The sequence below is a fragment of the Lentzea sp. NPDC004789 genome (genome assembly GCF_053601075.1).
The window spans coordinates 98,954-118,624 of sequence record NZ_JBSGBE010000008.1; the positions used below are offsets into that span (position 1 = coordinate 98,954).

The window sequence follows — 19,671 nt, forward strand, 5'->3', positions numbered from 1 at the left end:
GTGATGTCCCGCGACACCGAGCCGAACCAGGCCACCCTCGCGCAGGAGTTCCTCGCCGCCACCGCCGCGCACCTCGGTGTGGACGACCTGCGGGATCTCCCCCTCGTCTCGGAGCTGCCTCCCGCCGAGGCGCGGAGGGTGCGCGTCGAGGACCCTCGCAACCCCACCCCGGACGAGCTCGACGCCCTCGCCGCCGGCTTCCACAGCCGCTTCGGCATGGTGGCCTTCGAGTGCGCCACCTACGACGTGGGGGACGTGCACCCGCTCATCCACCTGGGCGACCGGCTGCGCGACCGCATGCCGTGCCGGTGGCCCATCGACAACTTCGAGGACGTCGCCGACCGGACGACGAAGATCCGGGACACGGGCCCGGACGAAGGCAAGCCGCGGGCCCTGTCGAACCAGGCGCTGGCCGCCCACCAGGACGGCTGGTTGTCACTGCGCGGCGTCATCGCGGTGACGGGGCTGTGCGCCGACAGCGCACCGCCGTCCGCGGCCGTGACCTACTCGCAGAACGTCGTGCGCCTGGGGCTGGACCTGTGGCGCCGGGACGAACCCGCGTTCACCCGGCTGTTCGCACCCGGCGCCGTGGTGGTGGTACGCCGCTCCGACGGCCTGCGGCACAGCTCGCCGGTGCTGGAAGTGCACGACGGACAGCCCCGCGGGTTCTTCCGGGGCGTGAACGACGAGTTCGACGTCCTGCCCGGTGACGACGATCCCGCCACCGGCCGGGCGGTGGCGTTCATGATCGAACACACCGGCGAGGACGCGCCGGGGTCGTGCTTCACCCGCCTCGACCGGCCAGGACGCGGGTTCCTGCTGGACAACCGCCAGTGCGTGCACGGACGCACCGCGTTCGTCGACGGGGACGAGCAGCACGAGAAGCGCGTCATCGCCTCGAAGTGGTGGGCGGCTGAAGATCGCTACAAGGACGTCCACTGGGGAGCACCGGAGGTCGCGGCGGCCCCGTGACGGGGCTGCCAGAACCAGACCAGCACCACCACACTGGGGGAAGAGCATGCCGGACAACCTCGTGACGATGCGCGGGGGCCCTGGACCAGTCATCGCCTTCGTGCACTCGGCGAGCGGCCTGGTCACGGGCTTCCGCAGACTCGTGCCGCACCTCCGCCGCGGCGGCGCCGTGTACGCGTTCGCCAGCGTGGAGCCGGGATCGGAACAAAGCACGATCGCGACCGTGGCCGCGAGCTACTGGGACCAGCTCCGCGAAGCCGTGAACGGACCGCTGGTCCTGGCGGGCTGGTCCTTCGGCGGCGCCGTGGCGCTGCGGATGGCGTCGCTCGCCGAGGCGGCCGGGTGCGATGTCCGGTGCGTGGTCCTGATCGACTCGGGCACCCCCGAGCTGCTGTCGACCAGGACCGACTCGGTGGTGGAGCAACTGGCCGGCCTGTTCGAGCTCGACCCGGCCGACCTCGCGCACGGCACCGACGTGGCCGACCTCGACGCGGCTCTGGAGCTGATCGCCGCACGGCTGGGCGTCCTGCACGGCGACGAGCACATCGACGTCGCCGACCTGCGGCCGTTCGTCGAAGTCCACGACTGGCACATCCGCGTCGCCCGGCGCGCATGGCGGCCGCAACCGGTGACGGCGCCGGTGGTGCTGGTGCGCGCACGCGACGAGAAGGGCTGGGGCGACGTGCCCACCGATCTCGGCTGGTCGTCCGCACTGGGCCACGCACCGGAAATCGTGTGGACGCCGGGCAACCACCACGACCTGATGTCGGCGCGGCACGCACCGCACCTGGCTGGCGTGCTGAACCTCGTCACCGCGGAGCACCCCGGCCCGGCCGGGACTCCGGGCCCGGCGATGGAGCAGCTCGCATGACCGGCGACAGCTACGACGACGACCGGCTCTTCTCGGACGTGGCCGTGATCGGCATGGCCGGGAGGTTTCCCGGGGCAGCCGACGTCGGCGAGTTCTGGCGAGCGTGTGTGGAGGGGGCTCAGTGCACGTCGCACTGGGACGGTCCCCGGGCTGCCGCCGGACAGGTGCTCGCCGGTGGCCTGCTCGCCGATCAGGACATGTTCGACGCGGCGGCGTTCGGCGTCACCCCGGCGGAGGCGGAGCTGCTCGACCCGCAGCACCGCGTGTTCCTCGAACTGTGCTGGCGAGCGCTGGACGACGCCGCGGTCCCGGCAGGAGGCGACGAGCTGGTGTCGGTCTACGCGGCCGCCGCCCCCAGTCGCTACCGGCCCGCGCGGAGCGCGCGCGACGACCCGCGCGCGACCTATCAGCAGATGATCGCCAACGGCCCGGACTACCTCGCCACCAGGGTCAGCTATCTGCTGGACCTGCGGGGCGAGGCGGTCAACGTGCAGACGGCCTGCTCGTCCTCCCTGGTCGCCGTGCACCTGGCGTGCCAGAGCCTGCGGACGGGTGCGAGCGACGTGGCGCTCGCGGGCGGCGTGTCCATCGACCCCGACCAGCACGAGGGCTACTTCCACCAGGAGGGCATGATCGGTTCGCCGGACGGGCGCTGCCTGCCGTTCGACGCCGAGGCGCGTGGCGCGGTGCCGGGCAACGGCGCCGCGGTCGTCGTTCTCCAGCGGCTGGGCGACGCCCTGGACGAGGGTCGCCGGGTGCACGCGGTCATCCGGGCGACCGCGGTCAACAACGACGGCCGGGACAAGTCGGGGTTCATGGCGCCCACCGTGCGCGGCCAGGTCGAGGTGATCGCGTCCGCCCTGAGCACCGGTGACGTGGCGGCGGAGTCCGTCGGCTACCTGGAGGCGCACGGCACCGGGACCCGGCTCGGCGACCCGATCGAGTTCGCGGCGGCGAGCCGCGCGTTCCGGATGTTCACCGCCGAGGAGGCCTTCTGCGCCCTGGGGTCGCTGAAAGCGAACTTCGGGCACCTCGACCGGGCCGCCGGGGTGACGGGACTGATCAAGGTGGTGCACGCGGTGCGCGAGGGCGTCGTGCCACCGCTGACCGGCTTCCGCGCACCGAACCCCGAACTGCGCCTGGACGGCTCCCCGTTCCGGGTACCGCTCGTTGCGGACGAGCGGTGGCCGTCGGACGGACCTCGACGCGCGGCGGTCAGTTCGTTCGGCGTGGGTGGCACGAACGCCCACGCCGTCGTCGAGGAGTACCGGCCCGCACCGGTCTTCGAGGACCGCGCCGGGGACGGCGCGAGTGCTGTCGTGGCACTGCCCCTGTCCGCGCACGACGACGACGCGCTCGGCCAGGTCGCCGCCGAGCTGGCGGACCGGCTCGACCGGTCCGGGCTCCCCTTGGCCGGGGTGGCACGCACGCTGGCCGCCGGGCGCCGCGCGTTCGGCACGAGGACGGTCGTCGTGGCAGCCGATGCGACGCAGGCGGCGCGACTGCTGCGCGAGCCGCCGGCGCCCGCGATCGCCGTGGACGAACCGCTCGCCTTCGTGTTCCCGGGACAAGGCGCCGAAGTCGTCTACGCCGCCTCGCCGCTGATGGCCAGGTTCCCCGTGTTCCGGTCGGAGGTCGAGGCGTTCGCCGACGCGGCGGGCATGTCCGCCGACGCGCTGCTGGACGGGGTGAGCGGCCGGACGGGGAAGTACCGGGAGTTCGCCTACCAACCGTCGCTGGTCGCCGTGCAGGTGTGCCTCGCGCGACTCGCCGAGCACCTGGGTGCCGAGCCTGCGGTGCTGTGCGGCAGCAGCATCGGCGAGTACGCCGCGGCCCACCTCGCCGGGGTGTTCGACCGGAAGAGCCTGATGGACGTCCTGGCCGCACGCGATCGGCTGATGCGCGCGACCGCGGAAGGCCGCATGATGGCGGCTCTGTGCTCGGCGGAGCAGGTGGCGGGCCTGCTGGTGCCCGGTGTCGGGCTCGCCGGCGACAACGCAGCGGACCGCGTCCTGCTCAGCGGAGCCGCGGATGTCATCGAACGCCAGCGCGAGGTGCTGGCCGAGCACGGCGTGGAGACCCGCGTGCTGCCGGGCCGCATCGCCCCGCACGGGCCGATGATGACCGAAGCGGCCGAAGGTCTGCTGGACGTGCTGGCCGGCTGCCGGCTGCGCCCCGCGCAACTGCCCGTGGTCTCCACGCTGACCGGTCGCCAGGCCGAACCCGATGAGCTCGCCGACCCGCGGCACTGGGCGCGGCACCTGACCGAGCCGTTCCTGGTGCGGCAGGCGCTCGGCACCCTGATGGGCTCGGGGTGCCGTCGATTCGTGGAGGCGTCACCGGGCGACACGCTCACCAGGCTGGCGGCCCGCGCCTCCGGCTCGTCCGGGCAGGCCGTGACGCTGGGCGGACCCGCCGGCGGTGACCCCGTGCGGGTTCTCCTCGACGCGCTCGGCGGCCTGTGGTGCAAAGGCACGCCGGTCAGGTGGGACCTCGCCAACGGCACCGCGGACGTTCCGTTCGCAGACCTGCCGCCGTATCCGTTCCAGCGCAAGAGGTACTGGAGCCACGCGCCGGAGACCGCCGTCACCCTGTCCGAAGAGCTGCCCGCGGGCAGGATGCTCGCCGTTCCCGTGTGGCGCCCCGCGCCCCTGCCCGCCCTCCAGAAGGACGCGCTGCCCAGCCGGGTCGTGGTGCGCGCACCCGCGGGCGGGCTCGGATCCGCGCTGGCCGCGCGGCTCGTCGAGCTCGGTGTCACCGTCGAATCGGTGCGCCCCGGCGAACCGGTCCCCGAGCTCACCGCCGGCCCGCCACCGGTGCTGGTGGATCTGGCATCGGCTGGTGCGACACCAGCCGGCGACGTGGGCACTTCCGCCGGCCCGCCACCGGTCCCGGTGGATCTGACACCGACCGCCACCACACCAGGCGACGACGTGGGCACCTCCGGCGAGCTGGAGTCCTGGCTGGAAGCAGGGCTGCTCGCCCCGGCGAGGGCCGTCCACGCGCTGCGGCCTTCGCGGCTCATCACCGTCACCCGTGGCCTGTGCCCCGTGCTGCCCGGTGAGCACGCCGAGCACCGCCAGGCGGCCGCGGTCGGCCTGGTGCGGTGCGCGCCGCACGAATGGCCTGGTCTGGTGACCACGCTCGTCGACCTCTCCCCCGGCGACGGCACTTCACCGGCGGACGAGGTGACCGCGCTCGTCCACGAGCTCGCCGCACCCGGCGACCGCGACGTCGCGCACCGCGGAGGCGTCCGCTACCGGCGGTTCCACGAACCGGTCCGGGCGTCTGGGCGCAGTCCGCTGCGAGCCGGCGGCACCTACCTCGTCATCGGCGGTACCGGCCGGCTGGGGCCGGTCGTGGCCGAGGCCGTCTCGTCCGAAGTCAGCGCGACGATCGTGCTCGCGGGCCGCACTCCTGGCCGCGCACGCCCGGCGCACGAGCAGACCTTGGTGGACGAGGCTCGCGCCCGTGGTTGCACGGTCGTGGAGTGCAGGCTCGATTCTGCCGACGAGCAGGCGCTCAACCAGCTGCTCGACGACCTGACCGACCGGCACGGACGAGTCGACGGCGTCTTCCACCTGGCGGCCGACACCTCCGTCGAACGCTTTCCGCTCCTGAGCGAGGTGGACACCGCGGGCGCGAGCGCCATCGCCGACGCGAAACTGCGCACCGCGGCACACCTGGCCGCCGCCGTGCGCGGTCGGGACCTCGGCTTCGTCGTGCTCTTCTCGTCGATCTCCACGGTGATCGGTGCGTTGCGCTTCGGTCCCTACGTCAGCGCCAACGCCCATCTCGACGCGCTCGCGTCCCGGATGCGGGTGGCCGAGGGGCTTCCCTGGACCTCGGTGGTGTGGGACAGCTGGACGCCCACGGGCGAGGCGACCCCGGGCACCCTCGGCGCGCTCGACGGCGGCCGGCTGCTCCGGGCGGCGCTGAGCTCCGACGTTCCGGTGGTGCTGGCGCTCGCCGAGGACATCGAGCGACGCCGTGATCAAGTGCTGGCCGATCTGGCCGTGGTCGCTGACGCGAGTCGTGCCGCGAGCGCGCCGGAAGACCGCTCGCAGGCCGTGAGTTTCGTCCTCGACACGATCGAGCAGGTCACCGGGCACCGGATCGGAGACCGGTCGCGGAGCCTGACCGGCCTGGGCATCGACTCACTGCAGATGATGCAGATAGCGGCGCGGCTGCGCTCGCTGTTCGGGCCGTCCGTGTCGCTGGGGTCGGTGCTGGCGGCGAAGTCGGTGTCCGACATCGTGGATCTCGCCGAACAGGACGAGCCGCCCTCGCCCGCGCCCGCTGCCGAGGTGACCTCGGAGCCGGGGGCGGACGCGCTGTCGACCGTCCAGCAGCGCCTGTGGTACCTGGCCCAGCTGGAACCGGACGCGGCGAACTACAACGTGCCGTTCGGCTGGTGCCTGCCGGACGACGTGGACGTGGCGGCCGCGGCCGCGGCGGTCCGGGTCGTGCTGGAGCGTCACGAGCTGCTGCGGTCGGCCTATCAGTCCACCGCGGACGGTCTGCCGTGCCGGGTCGTGCTGGACGTCGACGACGTTCCCGTGGAGCAGGTGCCGCTGACCGGGCACGACCACGACCAGGAGTTCGCCGCCCTGGCGCGGCGCCACGTGGACCACGCGTTCGACCTGAGGAAGGGCACCGTGCGAGTGCTGCTCGCCCACGTCGCGGGGACGGCGGTTCGCGTGCTGTTCGTCTGTCACCACATCTGCGTGGACGCGTGGTCCGTGCGGATCGTCCACGACGACCTGCGCAAGGCGTTGTCCGCGGGCGCGACCGGCCTTGCCGCGCCGCCGGCGAACTACCACGGCTTCGTGCGGTGGGAGCACGAGGTGCGCGCCTCGCCCGACTACCCGCGGCACCTGGACTACTGGCGGTCGGTCGTGCACGGCACCCAGCCGACCGTGCCGCCCGCCGACAGCGACGTGCCACCGGTGACGACGCCGGGGATCGAGCGTCCGACCGGCGTTCTGCACCGGATCATGCCGATGGACGCGCTGCGCCGGTTGCGCGAGGTGCTCCAGGCCCAGGGCGTCACCCTCTACACGGCGGGACTGACCGGGCTGGCGCTCGCGCTGAGCCGGGCGTCGGGAGATCGGGACGTGGTCATCGGCACGAACCTGGCCAATCGGTGGAGGCCCGAGTTCGAGCACGTGGTGGGCATGTTCGTCGATCCGGTCGTGCTCCGGCTGCGCCCCGCGGAAGGACCGGGCGGAGCACCGGCCGCCACCCTGGGCGACGCGCTGGCCGGGGTGCAGGCCGGTTTCGCCGAAGCCCTGTCCCACTCCGAGGTGTCCTACCTCGACGTGGCCCAGCAAGCCGCCCGCGGCAACGGCGACAACTCGTTGTTCTCGGTGATAGCCACGATGTTCGACACCGGGCAGGGCGACGACTAGTTCGCCACGCTCGACGTGCCCATGCCGTCGGCCTCGAAGTTCCCGCTGGCGGTGGAGTTCCTCCCTCGTGCCGACGGGCTGCTGCTGCACGTCCTCTACGCGGCGGACCGCTACCTGGAGTCCACTGTGGAGCGAATCGTGTCGTGGATCGTCGATTTCCTGGTGGCGATCGGCAGGCACGGACCGGGCGCGCCGCTGAGCGAGTTCACGTCCTGGGCGCGGCCGGCCGCGGAGCGGTTCGCGCGCTTCCAGGACCCGACCGTCACCCCCGGCTGATCGCGGAGAGGAAGCCGATGCGAGGCAACACCACCGAGCCCGTCCTCGGCAGCCTGTGCGACGCGCTCACGTTCCACGCCGGCCACCACCCCGGCCGCGAGGCGCTCACGGACGGGGACACCCGCACCTGGACGTACGGGCAGCTGCGCGACCACGTCGTCGCCGTGGCGAACGCCTTGGCGCGCAACGGGGTGCGCCGCGGCAGCCGGGTGGCGGTGATGGGAGGGCGCACCGCGGACACGGTCGCCGCACTGCTGGCCGTGCTGCACGCGGGTGGCGCCTACTGCGTGCTCGACCCCGATCTGCCCCGCGCGCGTCAGGAGCTCGTCCTCGCCGACCTGGCTCCCGACGCCGTGCTCGTCACGGCGGGCGGCTGGGACGGGGGCGGCGCGGCTCCCGTGGTGAGCTCGGCAGAGCCGGGGCCGGCGGGCGACGTCGAGGCGACGCCGGACGCGACCGGTGACGACCTCGCGTACGTCATGTACACCTCCGGTTCCACCGGTAGACCCAAGGGCGTTCTCGTCGAGCACGGCAGCGTGCTCAACATGCTCCGCTCCTACGACGTCCTCGCGCCGCCGCGGGAACGGCTCGTGGGATCCCTGGTCGCCCCGTGCGGGTTCGACGTCTCCGTCTGGGAGATCTTCTCGGTGCTCGCACGAGGCGGGACCCTGTGCGTCCCGGCGACCGCCCACCTGCGCGACGGCGCCGCGCTGTGGCGTTTCCTGGCGGACTCCGGGGTCACCAGCGCCTACGTCCCTCCGGGTCTCCTCCCCTCGCTGGTCGACGCCGCCGAACGCGACAGGGCCGGCCGCAGCGCACTGGACCGCGTGCTCGTCGGCGTCGAACCGATTCCTCTCGGGCTGCTGGACAGGTTCCGGGCAGCGGTGCCGGGGCTGCGGGTGGTCAACGGATACGGTCCGACGGAGGCGACGATCACCGCCACGCTCCACCTCCTCGGCCCCGTGCACGACCCTGCGCGGCGCACGCCGATCGGGCGTCCGGTGCTCGGTTCGGCGGTCGTGCTCGTCGACGAGCGGCTGGAACCGGTGCCCGAGGGCGAACCCGGCGAGGTCGTCGTCCTCGGATCGTGCCTCGCCCGCGGGTACCACCGCGCCCAGAACGGCGGATTCGGTGAGTTTCGCGGGCGGCGCGCCTATTTCACCGGCGACCACGCCCGCCTGCTGCCCGACGGTTCCCTGGAGTTCGTCGGCAGGCGCGATGGCCAGGTCAAGGTCAACGGGTTCCGGGTGGAGACCGGTGAGGTCGAGGCGGCGCTCGCCGAGCTGCCCGGCGTGCGCCGATCACTGGTGCTGACGACCGGTGCCGCCGGCGCGGTCCGGCTGATCGCCGCGGTCGAAGGGGACGCGCGTCCCGAAGCGGTGCGTGAGCACCTGACGAACGTGTTGCCACCGCACATGATCCCGTCGCGCGTGCTCGTCGTGCCCGGCTTCCCGCTGACGGCGAACGGAAAGGTCGACAACGCCGCGCTGCTCGCCCTCGACCGGCAGCGGCCCGCGGACGCCCCTGCTCCCGCCCCGGCCTCCACCGCCGGGCAGCAACGGGTCGCGGACGTGTGGGCCGAGGTCCTCGGCGTGGCCGAGGTGGGACTGGACGACGATTTCCACTGGCTGGGCGGGACCTCGCTCGACGCCGTGCGGATCGCGACCCGGCTGACCTCCGCCGACCGGGCCGTGTCCGCGGCCGCGGTGTTGTCCGCGCGGACCGTGCGGGCCCTTCTCGCCACCGATCACGGTCTCGCGGCCTCCGCCTCCGCACCGGCCCGGCCCGGGACACATCCAGCCTCACGTGCCCACGAGGGGCTGTGGGCGTGGCGGGAGCTGATGCCGGAGGACGCGTCGACCACGGTCGTGCACGCCTTCCGGCTGCCGGGCGATGTCGACCCTGATCGGCTGCGGCGCGCGATGGCGGCCGTGATCGCACGGCACGAAGCCATGCGCACGACCTTCCACGGCACGGACACCGGTGTCGTGCAACGGGTTTCCGCACCCGGCCGGTTCGACCTGCCGGTGTCGCGCATCTCCGGCGAGTCCGAAGTGGACGCCAGGCTGCGGGAACTGGTCGGCCGCCGCCTCGACGTGTCCGTGCGGCCGTGGACCGCGGAGCTGCTGCTGGGCGGCCATTTCGGCGCGCTGGTCCTCGCGGCCGACCACCTGGTGTTCGACGGTGAGTCGGCGGTGATCCTCGAACACGACCTCGCGCTCGCCTACGAGGGACGGCTGACCGGGCCGCCGGTCGCGGGTCCCGCCTCCGAAGGCGCGCTGGCGACCCCGGAGCCGCGACGCGCGGCCGAGCTCGGTGCGTACTGGCGCAACGCCCTGGACGGTCTCGTGGACGCGCCGGCGCTGCCCGAACCGATCGAGCGGACGCCACCCGCCGCCGGCCGCGGGCGCCTCGGACGGAACCTGCCGGAGCCGACGTGGACCGCGGTCAAGGCGCTGGCCCGGCAGGCGCGCACCACGCCTTTCGTGGTGATGCTGGCGGCGCTGAAGGCGTTCCGGCGCCGGCGGGGCGCACCGGCGCACGACGTCGTCTCGATCGCGGTGTCTCGCAGGCAGGCCGTCGCCTGTCCGGACGCCATCGGCCATTTCGTCAACCTGGTTCCGGTGGCCGACCACCTCACCCCGGCCGACGAGGAGCAACCGTTCCGGCGGTACCTGACCAAGATCGCGGAGCTCGTGCGGGACTGCGTGGCACACGGCGATCTGCCGTTCGAGGATCTCGTCGGGATGCCGCGGCCCACCGCGGTCACCTCGTACGCCAGGGTGGTGCTCGCCCAGCGCGCCGCACCACCTGAACCGGCCGGCCCTTCCGCCGTGGTCCGGGAATGGCCGAGGATTCCCTTCAACGCGCTGCACGACCTGACCGTCTTCCTGACGGAGGACAGCGATGCCCGCCGCGCCAGGCTGGACTGGGTGTGGGACGTCGCGAAAGCGTTGCCGGGAACGGCTGAACGCACCGCCGAGGCGTTCGACGCCTTCCTCGCCGCGGTCGTGCTCCACCCCGATGACGCACCGGCGCAAGCGCCCGCGCTCACCACCGACGAGGTCGATCTGACCGCCGCGAACACGGCTGCGGTGGCCCGCTCGGCCCGCCCGACTCTCGTCGAGCTCTTCGAACGTCAGGTCCTCGCCCGTCCCGACGCCGTCGCCGTGCAACGGGGCGCACGCCTGGTCACCTACGCCGAGCTGGCCGAACGCGCGGCCGAGATCCAGGCGCGGCTGCCGGTCTCCCTCGGCCGCGACGACCCGGTCGCCGTGGTCCTGGACAAGTCGGTGGACCTGCTGGCGGCACTGCTCGCCGTGGTGCGAGCCGGTGCCGCCTACCTGCCGGTGGCGCCCGAGCACGCCGCCACGCGCCTGTCCGGCCTGATCCGGCGCGCCGGGGTCGCCGTCTGCGTGACGACATCAGGTCTGGTCTCGCCGGAGGCTCTCGGCGGCGCATCAGCCGTGCTGATCGACACACCTCCTGACGAGACAGGTCGAACGGGGACGCCGGCGGCCGTCTCGGCGGACGACCTGGCGTACGTCATGCCGACGTCGGGGTCCACCGGAGTGCCCAAACTGGTGGGCGTGCCGCACCGCGCGGTGTCCCGGCTGGTGCACGACAACCGAGATCTGCCGCTCGGCCGCGAAGATCGCACGATGCTCGTCGCCAACTCGTCGTTCGACGCCGCGACGTTCGAGATCTGGGGCGCGCTCGCCAACGGCGGCCGGGTCGTGGTGCCCGCTCCGGAAGAGCTCCGCCAGCCGGAGCTCCTCTGCGCGGCCGTGGAACGGTACGGCGTCACCGCCGGGTTCTTCACCGTCACGCTCTTCGAACGACTCGTCGAAGCGGCACCCGCTCGCCTCGCCGGGATGAAGCACCTCGTCGTGGGTGGCGAGGCGGTGCCACCGAGGCTCTTCCTGGAAGCGTCCCGGCACGTGCGGCGGGACGCCCTGGTGAACGGCTACGGCCCCACCGAGAACACGACCTTCTCCTGCTGCTACCGGCTGGACCGCGACCCGGCGGGGCTGCGCTCGGTGCCGATCGGACGGCCGATCAGCGGGTCGGGAGCGCTGGTCGTGAACGACTCGCTGCGGCCCGCTCCGCCCGGTGTGCCGGGCGAGATCCTGGTGTGCGGTGACGGCCTCGCGCGGGGCTACCTGAACGACCCGGACCTCACCGCGGAGCGCTTCGTGGCGGTGGAGGCGCTCAACGGGCGGATCGCGTACCGGACCGGCGACCGAGGACGAGTGCTGCCCGACGGCAACCTGGAGTACCTGGGCAGGTCGGACCGCCAGCTGAAGGTGCGCGGATTCCGCGTCGAGCTCGGTGAGGTCGAGGCCGCGCTCGACGCCCATCCCGCGGTTCGGCGCGCGGCCGCGTACGCCCGGCGGGTCTCCGGACTGCTCTCGTTGCGGGCGGCGGTGGAGGCCGCCGGCGTCGACGGTGCGGCGTTGCGCTCCTGGCTCGCCGGCCGCGTGCCGGACTACCTCGTGCCCGACCGCGTCACCGTGGTGGACGAGTTCCCCATGACGGCCAACGGAAAGCTGGACGAGGCGGCACTGGACGCCGGCCCCGACGCCGACGACGTCCCGTCGGCCGAGCCTCGCACGGCGATCGAGAGAACGCTGACCGGGCTGTGGGCGGAGCTGCTGGGGTTGCGGCGCGTCGGACCCGATGACGACGTGTTCGCGCTGGGTGCCAACTCCATGACGGTGCTCGCCATGGCCGCCCGGCTCCGGCGGGATCTCAGCTTGGACGTGCCGGTCCACGTCCTGTACTCGGTGCGCACCGCACGCGGCCTGGCGCAGCAGGCGCGCACGACCGACGCGGGCGTGGATCCCGAGCTGCGGCAACGGCTCCAGCGCCGCGCGGGCCTGATGAGGAAGGCCGCGAGAGCTCCCCGGCGCTCTCCTCACGACCAGAGCTGATGCAGTCGGTGAACCGTTTCCGATGAGGAGCAGCCGTGCAGTTCGGACACTCCGACGACCCGTACCGCCTGCACGAGGTCATCGCGGAGGTGGTGAACCCGCTGGCGGGGTTCACCCGGCCCACGACGTTCGAGCGAGCGGCGGCACAACTCACGCCGCGCGCCGTCCTGTTGAACCGAATCGACACGCGGGGAAGGATCGCCGTGAAACCTCCGTCAGCGGATGACAAGGTCCAAGGCGCATGAGCCCGCTTCAGAGGGGAATTCGCGAAACGATGCCAAGCGATGTCGCAGGCCCGCCGTTGGAACTGTCGTCGGCCCACGGGGAGTGGATGCGCCGCCTCGGCGAGTTGCCGGGCGAACGGCTGCGCGAACAGGTGAACCACATCGTGCGGTCGGCGAGCGAACTGGGGATCTGGGAAAGGGGCGGCTATGTGCCGCTGCACCCGTTCATCGTGAGCAACGCGGCGGAAGAACGTTTCCACGACGTCGGCCAACGCCTGAAGCAACTCCAGATCGACCACGCGCTGAGCAGCGCGGACGGCGACCTGCACCGCCTGGCCGACGCGGCCGAATGGCCGGAGGACGAACGCTGGTTCCTGGGAACGGGCAGGCCGCTCGCCGACGCACTCGGCGCCGCCCGTTCGGACGTCTTCGTCTCAGGTGGCCGCCCGTACTTCCTGGAAATCAACATCGGCACCTGCCTCAACGGCGCGGTGTCGTCCTCGGCGCTGTCGGACGCTCTGGTCGGGAGCCCGGTCGGTGTCGAGATGGCCGGGACGCACGACCTCAGGTCGAGCTCCTACCTCGACGAACTGGTCCGCTGGGTCCGGGAGAGGTGTCCTGGCGAATCGCCCGAAGTCGCCCTGCTGGCGTTCGCCGACCAAGGCGACGAAGGCGCACTCACGTGGGCGGACGAACACGCCACCCGATTCGCGGCACACGGCATCCCCTGCGAGTTCGTTCCCGTCGACGAGGCCGAGATCATCGGCAACACGCTGGTCTGGCGGGGCAAGCGGTACGGCGTCGCCATCCGGTACTTCATGGTGCGGCCCGAGGTGGCCGCTCACCTCGACTTCTTCCGCGCCCTCGAACACGCCACGGGCACCGTCCTCCTCGGCTCCTACGTCGCGCAGCTCTTCGCCAGCAAGGGCTTGCTGGCCGACCTGTACCAGAACGACCGGCTGACGACGGCACAGCGCGACCTGCTCACGCACGTCCCGTGGATCGCGCGCCTCAAGAACAGCCACGCCCGCAAGGGTGATGATGTGGTCGACCCGGTGGAATGGGCGGCGAACAACCGCGAGCGCGCCGTGCTCAAGCCGAACAACCTCTCCGGCTCGCGCGGACTGGTGATCGGCGACCTCACGCCCGAGTCCGGCTGGCTCGACGCGGTGCACAAAGCGGTCGGCGACGGCGACTACGTCGTGCAGGAACTCGTGCGCCCGGACAGCTGGGCGGCAGCGTACTGGCACACGGAGTCGGAGACGCTGATGACGGTCGAGTCTCCGGTCCTGCTCGGCCCGTTCGGGATCAACGGGACGGACGGCGGTTGCTACGCACAACAGCCGATCAAAGGTACCGAGGCCGACCTCATCGGCCGGGACCGTCTGGTTTCGGTCGGGTGCATGATGTCCGCGCCCTGACCCGTCCCGGCGACGGCGGACCAGACCGCGAGGCCTGAGTCCACAGAGGACTCAGGCCTCGCGGTCGTACGCGCTCAGGAGTGGACGGGGACCTGCTCGTAGATCACCTTCCACTCGTAGGTGCCGGCGAACCCGTTGGCCCACAGGGAGTTCACCCGGGCCGCCTCGGTGGCGTTCGGCGAGGCGACGGTGCACGACGGGCCCGGACCGCCGCCCGACATCAGCTCCGAGCACGGGCCGCTGTAGTGGTCGGGCAGGCCGAGGGCGTGCCCGGTCTCGTGGGCGGTGATGCGGGTGACGTAGTACTGCCGCGCCTGCGTGTAGTCGATGAAGATGGTGCCGCTGCCGTGGCCGTTGGTGGAGGCGTACGAACCGCGCGGGTCGTTGCCCTCGCGGTAGCGCAGGGTGGCCGCACTGCGGTTCTCCACCAGTTTCACGTTGGACACCCGCGCGTTCCAGTTCGCCGCGCCCTGCCGGATGGCGCTCGCGAACGTGGGTGCGCTGCTGGTGTCGTAGTAGACGGTGACCGCCGCCGCGGTGGGCGGAGCTTCACTGGCCGACGCCTGGCCGGTCAGGGGTGTGACGACGGTCGTGGCCGCGGCGAGCGCGGCGGACAGGACGACTTTCCTGAACATCGGGGTTCTCCTCGCTTGCAGGGTGCGAAGAATGGAACGGCAGGGTTCCGCCATCCAACGTAAGGAAGGTCATCGCGCCCACTCACCCGCCATTGGCGTGAAGCGGTCCGGCGCTCTTCACGGTTGACGTTGCGCGCCATTTGGATGAATGAGACAAAGGGTGCGGAAAGGGGCGAATGGCCGTCACGGTGCGTCAGGGCCGCTCCCCCGCACCCCGTGCCGACACTGGCGCGCCGGGGACTCGAATGGCGGTACTTGCTCGACATTCCTTGAATCGCCTGATCACGAACGCTAGTACGGTGGTATGGCCGTGGAGTTCCAGGTTCTCGGCGACATCGAGGTGAGGGTCGACGGGAAAAGCCTCGCGATGGGGCATGCGCGCCAGCTCTGCGTTCTCGCGGCGTTGGTTCACGACATCGGCAACGCCGTCTCCGTCGACCAGATGCTGAGTCGCGTCTGGGGTGCGGGCCGGCCGAAGGACGGCCGCAAGGCGCTCTACAGCTATCTCGCCCGCCTGCGCCGAAAACTGGACGCAGCAGAAGGAATCACGATCGTTCGCGAGCACGGAAGCTACGTGCTCACCGGTGAGGAAGAGATGGTCGACCTTCATCGCTTCCGCCGGTTGCTCGCAGCTGCACGGGCGGCGGACGACGAGCGAGCGGCGGAGCTGTTCAGGCGCGCTTTTGCGTTGTGGCGGGGAAAACCGTTCGGTGCGCTGAGCACGGCGTGGATCGACGACCTGCGCGCACAGCTGGAAGCCGAGCGGTTCGCCGCGGCGCTGGACCGCAACGACGTGGAGCTGAGGCTCGGTCACCATCGCGAAGTGTTGCCGGAGATGCTGGCCGAGTCGGCCGTTCACGCGCTGGACGAGCGGCTGACCGGCCAGGTCATGGTCGCGCTGCACCGCTGTGGACGGTCCGCGGACGCCGATCGGCACTACCGGCGAATCCTGCGTCGTCTCGCGGTAGAACTCGGCGTCGACCCGAGTCCGCGGTTGCGGGAGCTGTACGAGCGCGGGCCGGACGAGGGAATCACCGCCCTGGATGCGGCGACCGTGCCGAGACAACTGCCCGCACACACGCTTCACTTCGTGGGGCGCGAACGTGAGCTGGCCGCGCTGGACAACGCACTGCGTTTCCAGCGTTCACGACCGGAACAGGCCGTTGTCGTGGCCATCAGCGGTCCTGCCGGAGTCGGGAAGACGACGCTCGCACTGCACTGGGCCCAACGCGTTCAGGACGCCTTTCCCGACGGCCAGCTGTACGTGAACCTCCGCGGCTTCGACCAGCTGGGAACCGCTGTGCCGTCGTCCGGCGCATTGAGGGGTTTCCTCTTCGCGCTGGGGGTGGCGCCCCATCGAATGTCCACCGACCTCGACACGCAGACCGCGATGTACCGCGATCTCCTCGGCGGCAGGCGAATGCTCATCGTGCTGGACAACGCGCGAGACGTCGGCCAAATCCAGCCCTTGTTGCCGGCGAACGGAAAATCCACGGTGCTCGTCACCAGCAGAACTCGGTTGTCCGGTCTGGTAGCGGGAGAAGGCGCGCATGTGGTGACCGTGCGGCCACTCCCCGGACACGACGCCCGCGAGCTCCTCAGTCGTCATCTCGGACGCGACCGCGTCGACGCCGAACCCGAAGTGGTCGACGAGCTCATCGCACGGTCAGGAGCGCTGCCGCTCGCGCTGGCTGTGCTCGCCGCACGGGCGGCGCTCAGCCCCGACTTCCCCTTGCGCGCCTTGGCCGATGAACTGACCGACGAGCACGTCGGGCTCGACGCGTTCGAAGGAACCGATCCGGAGACCAACGTCCGCGCGGCGATTTCGTGGTCGTACCAGCAGCTGCGACCGGCGGCGGCACGGATGTTCCGGCTGCTGAGCACTCATCCCGGTCCCGACTTCACCACACGTGCGGCCGCGAGCCTGTCCGGGGTGGATCCCGCCACCGCGGCCGGCGCACTCGACGAACTGGTCGGCGTACATCTCGTCGACGAACGGCTACCCGGGCGATTCGCCTTGCACGACCTCGTCCGGGCCTACGCCGCCGAGCAGTCGCACGCGGTGGACGACGAAAATGCCCGTACGGAGGCATTGCGCCGCCTTCTGGACCACTACCTGCACACCGCGTGGCGCGCCGCGTTGATCCTTCGGCCGATGCGGGACCCGATCACGCTGGAAAGGCGTGCGGCGGGGGCCACTCCCGAGGTGCTCGGAGGCTATGCCGAGGCGTGGCGCTGGTTCGAGGCCGAGAGCGCGGTGCTGATCGCGATGATGCAACGCGCGGTCGACGCGGGGTTCGACGAGCTGGTGTGGCGGCTGGCCTGGACCATGGCCGACTACCTCGATCGCAAGGGACGGTGGCACGACTGGACGGAGGTCGGGCACGTCGCGCTCGCGGCGGGACGCCGGCTGCGCGATGGGCGGGCACAGGCGAGTGCGCACCGCGGCCTCGGGCAGGCGCTGCTGCTGTTGCACTCCTTCGAGGAGTCGCGGTCTCACCTGAACGCGGCGCTCCAGCTGGAGACCGATCTCGTCGCACGGGCCGGCGTGCTCCGGGGTCTCGCGCTCCTCTCGGACACACGAGGAGACATCCGGGAGGCACTCGAGCACGGCGAGCAGGCGTTGGCGCTGTCCCGTTCGTGCGACGACCGAGCCGGTGAAGCCGCCGCGCTGAACCAGGTCGGCTGGTACCACTGCAAGCTCGGTCATCACCAACGCGCCCTGCGCTTCTGCGAGGTGGCGCTCGGGCTGCACCGCGAACTCGGCGACTGGACGGCGGAGGCCGTCACCTGGGACAGCCTGGGCTACGTGCACCACCACATGGGTCACCCGTCCCAGGCCGTCCAGTGCTACGTCCACGCTCTCGACCTGTACCGCAAGCTCGGGGACCTGTTCGAGGAAGCGGCCACCCTCGGCCGGTTGGCCGACGTCCACGAGGCGGAAGAGGACTCCGCGGCCGCGAGCAGCGCGCTGCGGCGGGCGGTGGGCATCCTCGAGGGACTGCACCACCCGGACGGCGCCGGCATGCGGGCGAGGCTCCGCGTCCTCGCCGACGCGGGACGGACGTCAGGCCCGTAGCCATCGAGGTTCCGGGCCTGACGACCAGCTCTTCCGGTTACGAGCAACGCTTCCAGGAGAAGATGTAGTCCGTCTTGGCGTGGCCGTCGAGCGAGTCCATCGCCATGAAGCTCGCCTTCTTCGCGTCCGACGTGCCCACGTTGACCCGCAGCTCGGTGTTGATGTTGAGGTTCCTGTTCACGCCGCAGGGCGGGTAGATGATCGGCGAGCCGACGTCCGTGGCCCGCCATTCGTCATCCACCGGCCCCTGCCAGCTGTGGCTGCGGGAGCCCGTGTCCGCCATGCCCTGGAAGTAGAAGCTGGACTTCAGCGAGCTGGTGGCACCGCGTTCGAGGTGGAGGTAGCCGGCGTAGTCGACCTCGGAGATGCCGTAGACGAAGCCGTCCGGCGCGTTCACCCTGATGCTCAGCTGGCAGTTCTTCCGGAAGTCCGTCGGCGCGGCACCGGGGCCGACCTTGGCCGCGTAGCTGCTGAAGACCACGTGGAAGGCGGAGTTGTCCGGTGACACCGTCACCGTGGTCGTGCCCTTGGGGCAGCCGCTTCCGTTGATCGTGTCGATGGTGACCGCGCCGGGCGGCGGGACGTCGGCCTGTGGGAGGACGACGGTGGACATCGCCATGGCCGCGGCGACAATCGCGTGGATCATTGGACACCTTCCGGCTCGTACGCTGGGGGCAGCGGCGGTGAAGAAGTACCCAACCCGATGACGGCGGCCTGATGGGTTTCCTGCCACCTTGCGATTACCTGACAATTCGCCGTCCAGCGTCCGGTTCACCCACACGAAGGGTCCGCGGGCGCTACAACCGCGGCGTTCCGTTGACGCAACACGAGCTGATGCGCTCGCTGCTCCGCACCAGACAGAAGAAGCAGGTCGAGGCGAACCTCGACCTGCTTCTCCCAAAGGTGGTTCACGAGCAGAAGAAGTCGTCCTCCTGAATCGTGAGGACCGCCTGCGAGTCGGCCAGCAGCGTGCCCGCGGACGGGTTGGAGAGCTTCAGCTTCACCGTCTCGTCGCCCTCGCAGAGCCGGTCGCCCTTGATGATCACGCTCTGCGTGGTCGTGGTCTTGCCCAACGGGAGCACGACGAGCTGGTTGGCGAACGCGACGTAGTCCGCCGCCCCGGCGGTGCCGTTGGACGCGCTGAAGTCCACGGTCGGCGGCGTGCCGTTCAGCTTCGGGTTGGACAGCGAGATCGTGACAGCGCACGCATGGGTGCCGCTGTCGCCCTCGAAGCAGGTGGCGTCGTCGATGTTCCACGTCGGTGTGCCGTCGTCGTCCAGGATCGTGCCGGCACCGGTGCTGTCGGTGATCTTGGTGTCTCCGGTGGCCTGCGACAGGACGACCGAGAACGTCTCGTTCGGCTCGTTCACCGCGTCGCGGTTGATCGGGACGGCGATCTTCTTCACGCTGGTGTCGCCGACTCCCCAGAACAAGGTGCCGGAACTCCCGGTGAAGTCGGTCCCGTCCGCCGTACCGGCGACGACGTCGTAGTGGACCGAGCCGGCGGGAGCGCAGTCGAAGTTCCCGCCCACGGTGAAGACGAACGAGGTGTTGCCGGGCCCGGTTCCCTCGTAGCCCCTGGCGTCCCCGATGCTCACGAGCCGCGGGAAGTCGCACATCTTCGTGGCGACGCCGGCGTTCGCCGGCAGGGCGCCGAGCGTGAGGGCCGTCATCGCGAACGCGCCGGCCAGAGCCGTGCGTCTGTGATACCCGTTCAAGGTCGTTTCTCCCCTTGGTCTTCCAGATCGCCTCGATCGGCGATCCCCCTTGACGACCGGCGTTCCAGCCGCTGGTCGAAGCATCGGGGAGCCCTGTTGCCCGAACGTGGAACGGCCGTACAGGCGACGT

11 protein-coding genes are annotated in these 19,671 nt (G+C 71.4%); 8 read left to right on the plus strand and 3 right to left on the minus strand.

Annotated features, from left to right (window positions below; genetic code table 11):
- Positions 1-3 precede the first annotated feature (3 nt).
- Genes ACWEIJ_RS20275 through ACWEIJ_RS20305 form a run of 7 tightly spaced genes read left to right on the plus strand, consistent with a single transcriptional unit; the run spans position 4 to position 14,109 of the window.
- Positions 4-972 (plus strand): hypothetical protein, encoded by a 969-nt coding sequence (locus ACWEIJ_RS20275; RefSeq protein WP_449838724.1) that lies wholly within the window; start codon positions 4-6, stop codon positions 970-972.
- Between the two features lie 46 nt (positions 973-1,018).
- The gene (locus ACWEIJ_RS20280) at positions 1,019-1,843 is read left to right on the plus strand and encodes a thioesterase domain-containing protein (RefSeq protein WP_449838725.1); all 825 of its coding nucleotides are present in this window, start codon (positions 1,019-1,021) and stop codon (positions 1,841-1,843) included.
- Positions 1,840-7,254, plus strand: coding sequence for a beta-ketoacyl synthase N-terminal-like domain-containing protein (locus tag ACWEIJ_RS20285; RefSeq protein WP_449838726.1), 5,415 nt, complete (start codon positions 1,840-1,842; stop codon positions 7,252-7,254). Before ACWEIJ_RS20280 ends, ACWEIJ_RS20285 begins: the two co-directional genes overlap by 4 nt.
- Positions 7,255-7,275: 21 nt before the next feature.
- Entirely contained in the window at positions 7,276-7,530 is a 255-nt protein-coding gene (locus ACWEIJ_RS20290) for a hypothetical protein (RefSeq protein ID WP_449838727.1), read from the plus strand.
- Positions 7,531-7,547: 17 nt separating this feature from the next.
- Positions 7,548-12,464 (plus strand): amino acid adenylation domain-containing protein, encoded by a 4,917-nt coding sequence (locus tag ACWEIJ_RS20295; protein WP_449838728.1) that lies wholly within the window; start codon positions 7,548-7,550, stop codon positions 12,462-12,464.
- A gap of 35 nt (positions 12,465-12,499) precedes the next feature.
- Positions 12,500-12,709 carry a hypothetical protein gene (locus ACWEIJ_RS20300; protein WP_449838729.1) on the plus strand — a complete coding sequence of 70 codons (210 nt, stop codon included), beginning with the start codon at positions 12,500-12,502 and terminating at the stop codon, positions 12,707-12,709.
- Between the two features lie 29 nt (positions 12,710-12,738).
- A complete protein-coding gene (locus tag ACWEIJ_RS20305; protein WP_449838730.1) occupies positions 12,739-14,109 on the plus strand; it encodes a hypothetical protein in 1,371 nt (456 codons plus the stop codon).
- A gap of 74 nt (positions 14,110-14,183) precedes the next feature.
- Here the strand turns inward: ACWEIJ_RS20305 and ACWEIJ_RS20310 are convergent, their stop codons facing one another.
- The gene (locus ACWEIJ_RS20310; RefSeq protein ID WP_449838731.1) at positions 14,184-14,744 is read right to left on the minus strand and encodes a snapalysin family zinc-dependent metalloprotease; all 561 of its coding nucleotides are present in this window, start codon (positions 14,742-14,744) and stop codon (positions 14,184-14,186) included.
- Between the two features lie 310 nt (positions 14,745-15,054).
- On the opposite strand from ACWEIJ_RS20310, the gene ACWEIJ_RS20315 reads away from it, so the two are divergent.
- Positions 15,055-17,823 carry an AfsR/SARP family transcriptional regulator gene (locus ACWEIJ_RS20315; protein ID WP_449838732.1) on the plus strand — a complete coding sequence of 923 codons (2,769 nt, stop codon included), beginning with the start codon at positions 15,055-15,057 and terminating at the stop codon, positions 17,821-17,823.
- Between the two features lie 37 nt (positions 17,824-17,860).
- On the opposite strand, the gene ACWEIJ_RS20320 is transcribed toward ACWEIJ_RS20315, so the two are convergent.
- Both ACWEIJ_RS20320 and ACWEIJ_RS20325 read right to left on the minus strand, forming a co-directional pair.
- A complete protein-coding gene (locus ACWEIJ_RS20320; protein ID WP_449838733.1) occupies positions 17,861-18,469 on the minus strand; it encodes a DUF4360 domain-containing protein in 609 nt (202 codons plus the stop codon).
- A gap of 262 nt (positions 18,470-18,731) precedes the next feature.
- The gene (locus tag ACWEIJ_RS20325; protein ID WP_449838734.1) at positions 18,732-19,541 is read right to left on the minus strand and encodes a Calx-beta domain-containing protein; all 810 of its coding nucleotides are present in this window, start codon (positions 19,539-19,541) and stop codon (positions 18,732-18,734) included.
- Positions 19,542-19,671: the final 130 nt, after the last annotated feature.

What these genes read in the sequence shown, in the direction of transcription:
- ACWEIJ_RS20290 (WP_449838727.1), top strand. Translation starts at nt 7,276, where the DNA reads ATGCCGTCGGCCTCGAAGTTCCCGCTGGCGGTGGAGTTCCTCCCTCGT.
- ACWEIJ_RS20305 (WP_449838730.1), top strand. Translation starts at nt 12,739, where the DNA reads ATGCCAAGCGATGTCGCAGGCCCGCCGTTGGAACTGTCGTCGGCCCAC.
- ACWEIJ_RS20310 (WP_449838731.1), bottom strand. Translation starts at nt 14,744, where the DNA reads ATGTTCAGGAAAGTCGTCCTGTCCGCCGCGCTCGCCGCGGCCACGACC.
- ACWEIJ_RS20295 (WP_449838728.1), top strand. Translation starts at nt 7,548, where the DNA reads ATGCGAGGCAACACCACCGAGCCCGTCCTCGGCAGCCTGTGCGACGCG.
- ACWEIJ_RS20275 (WP_449838724.1), top strand. Translation starts at nt 4, where the DNA reads ATGTCCCGCGACACCGAGCCGAACCAGGCCACCCTCGCGCAGGAGTTC.
- ACWEIJ_RS20280 (WP_449838725.1), top strand. Translation starts at nt 1,019, where the DNA reads ATGCCGGACAACCTCGTGACGATGCGCGGGGGCCCTGGACCAGTCATC.
- ACWEIJ_RS20285 (WP_449838726.1), top strand. Translation starts at nt 1,840, where the DNA reads ATGACCGGCGACAGCTACGACGACGACCGGCTCTTCTCGGACGTGGCC.
- ACWEIJ_RS20320 (WP_449838733.1), bottom strand. Translation starts at nt 18,469, where the DNA reads ATGATCCACGCGATTGTCGCCGCGGCCATGGCGATGTCCACCGTCGTC.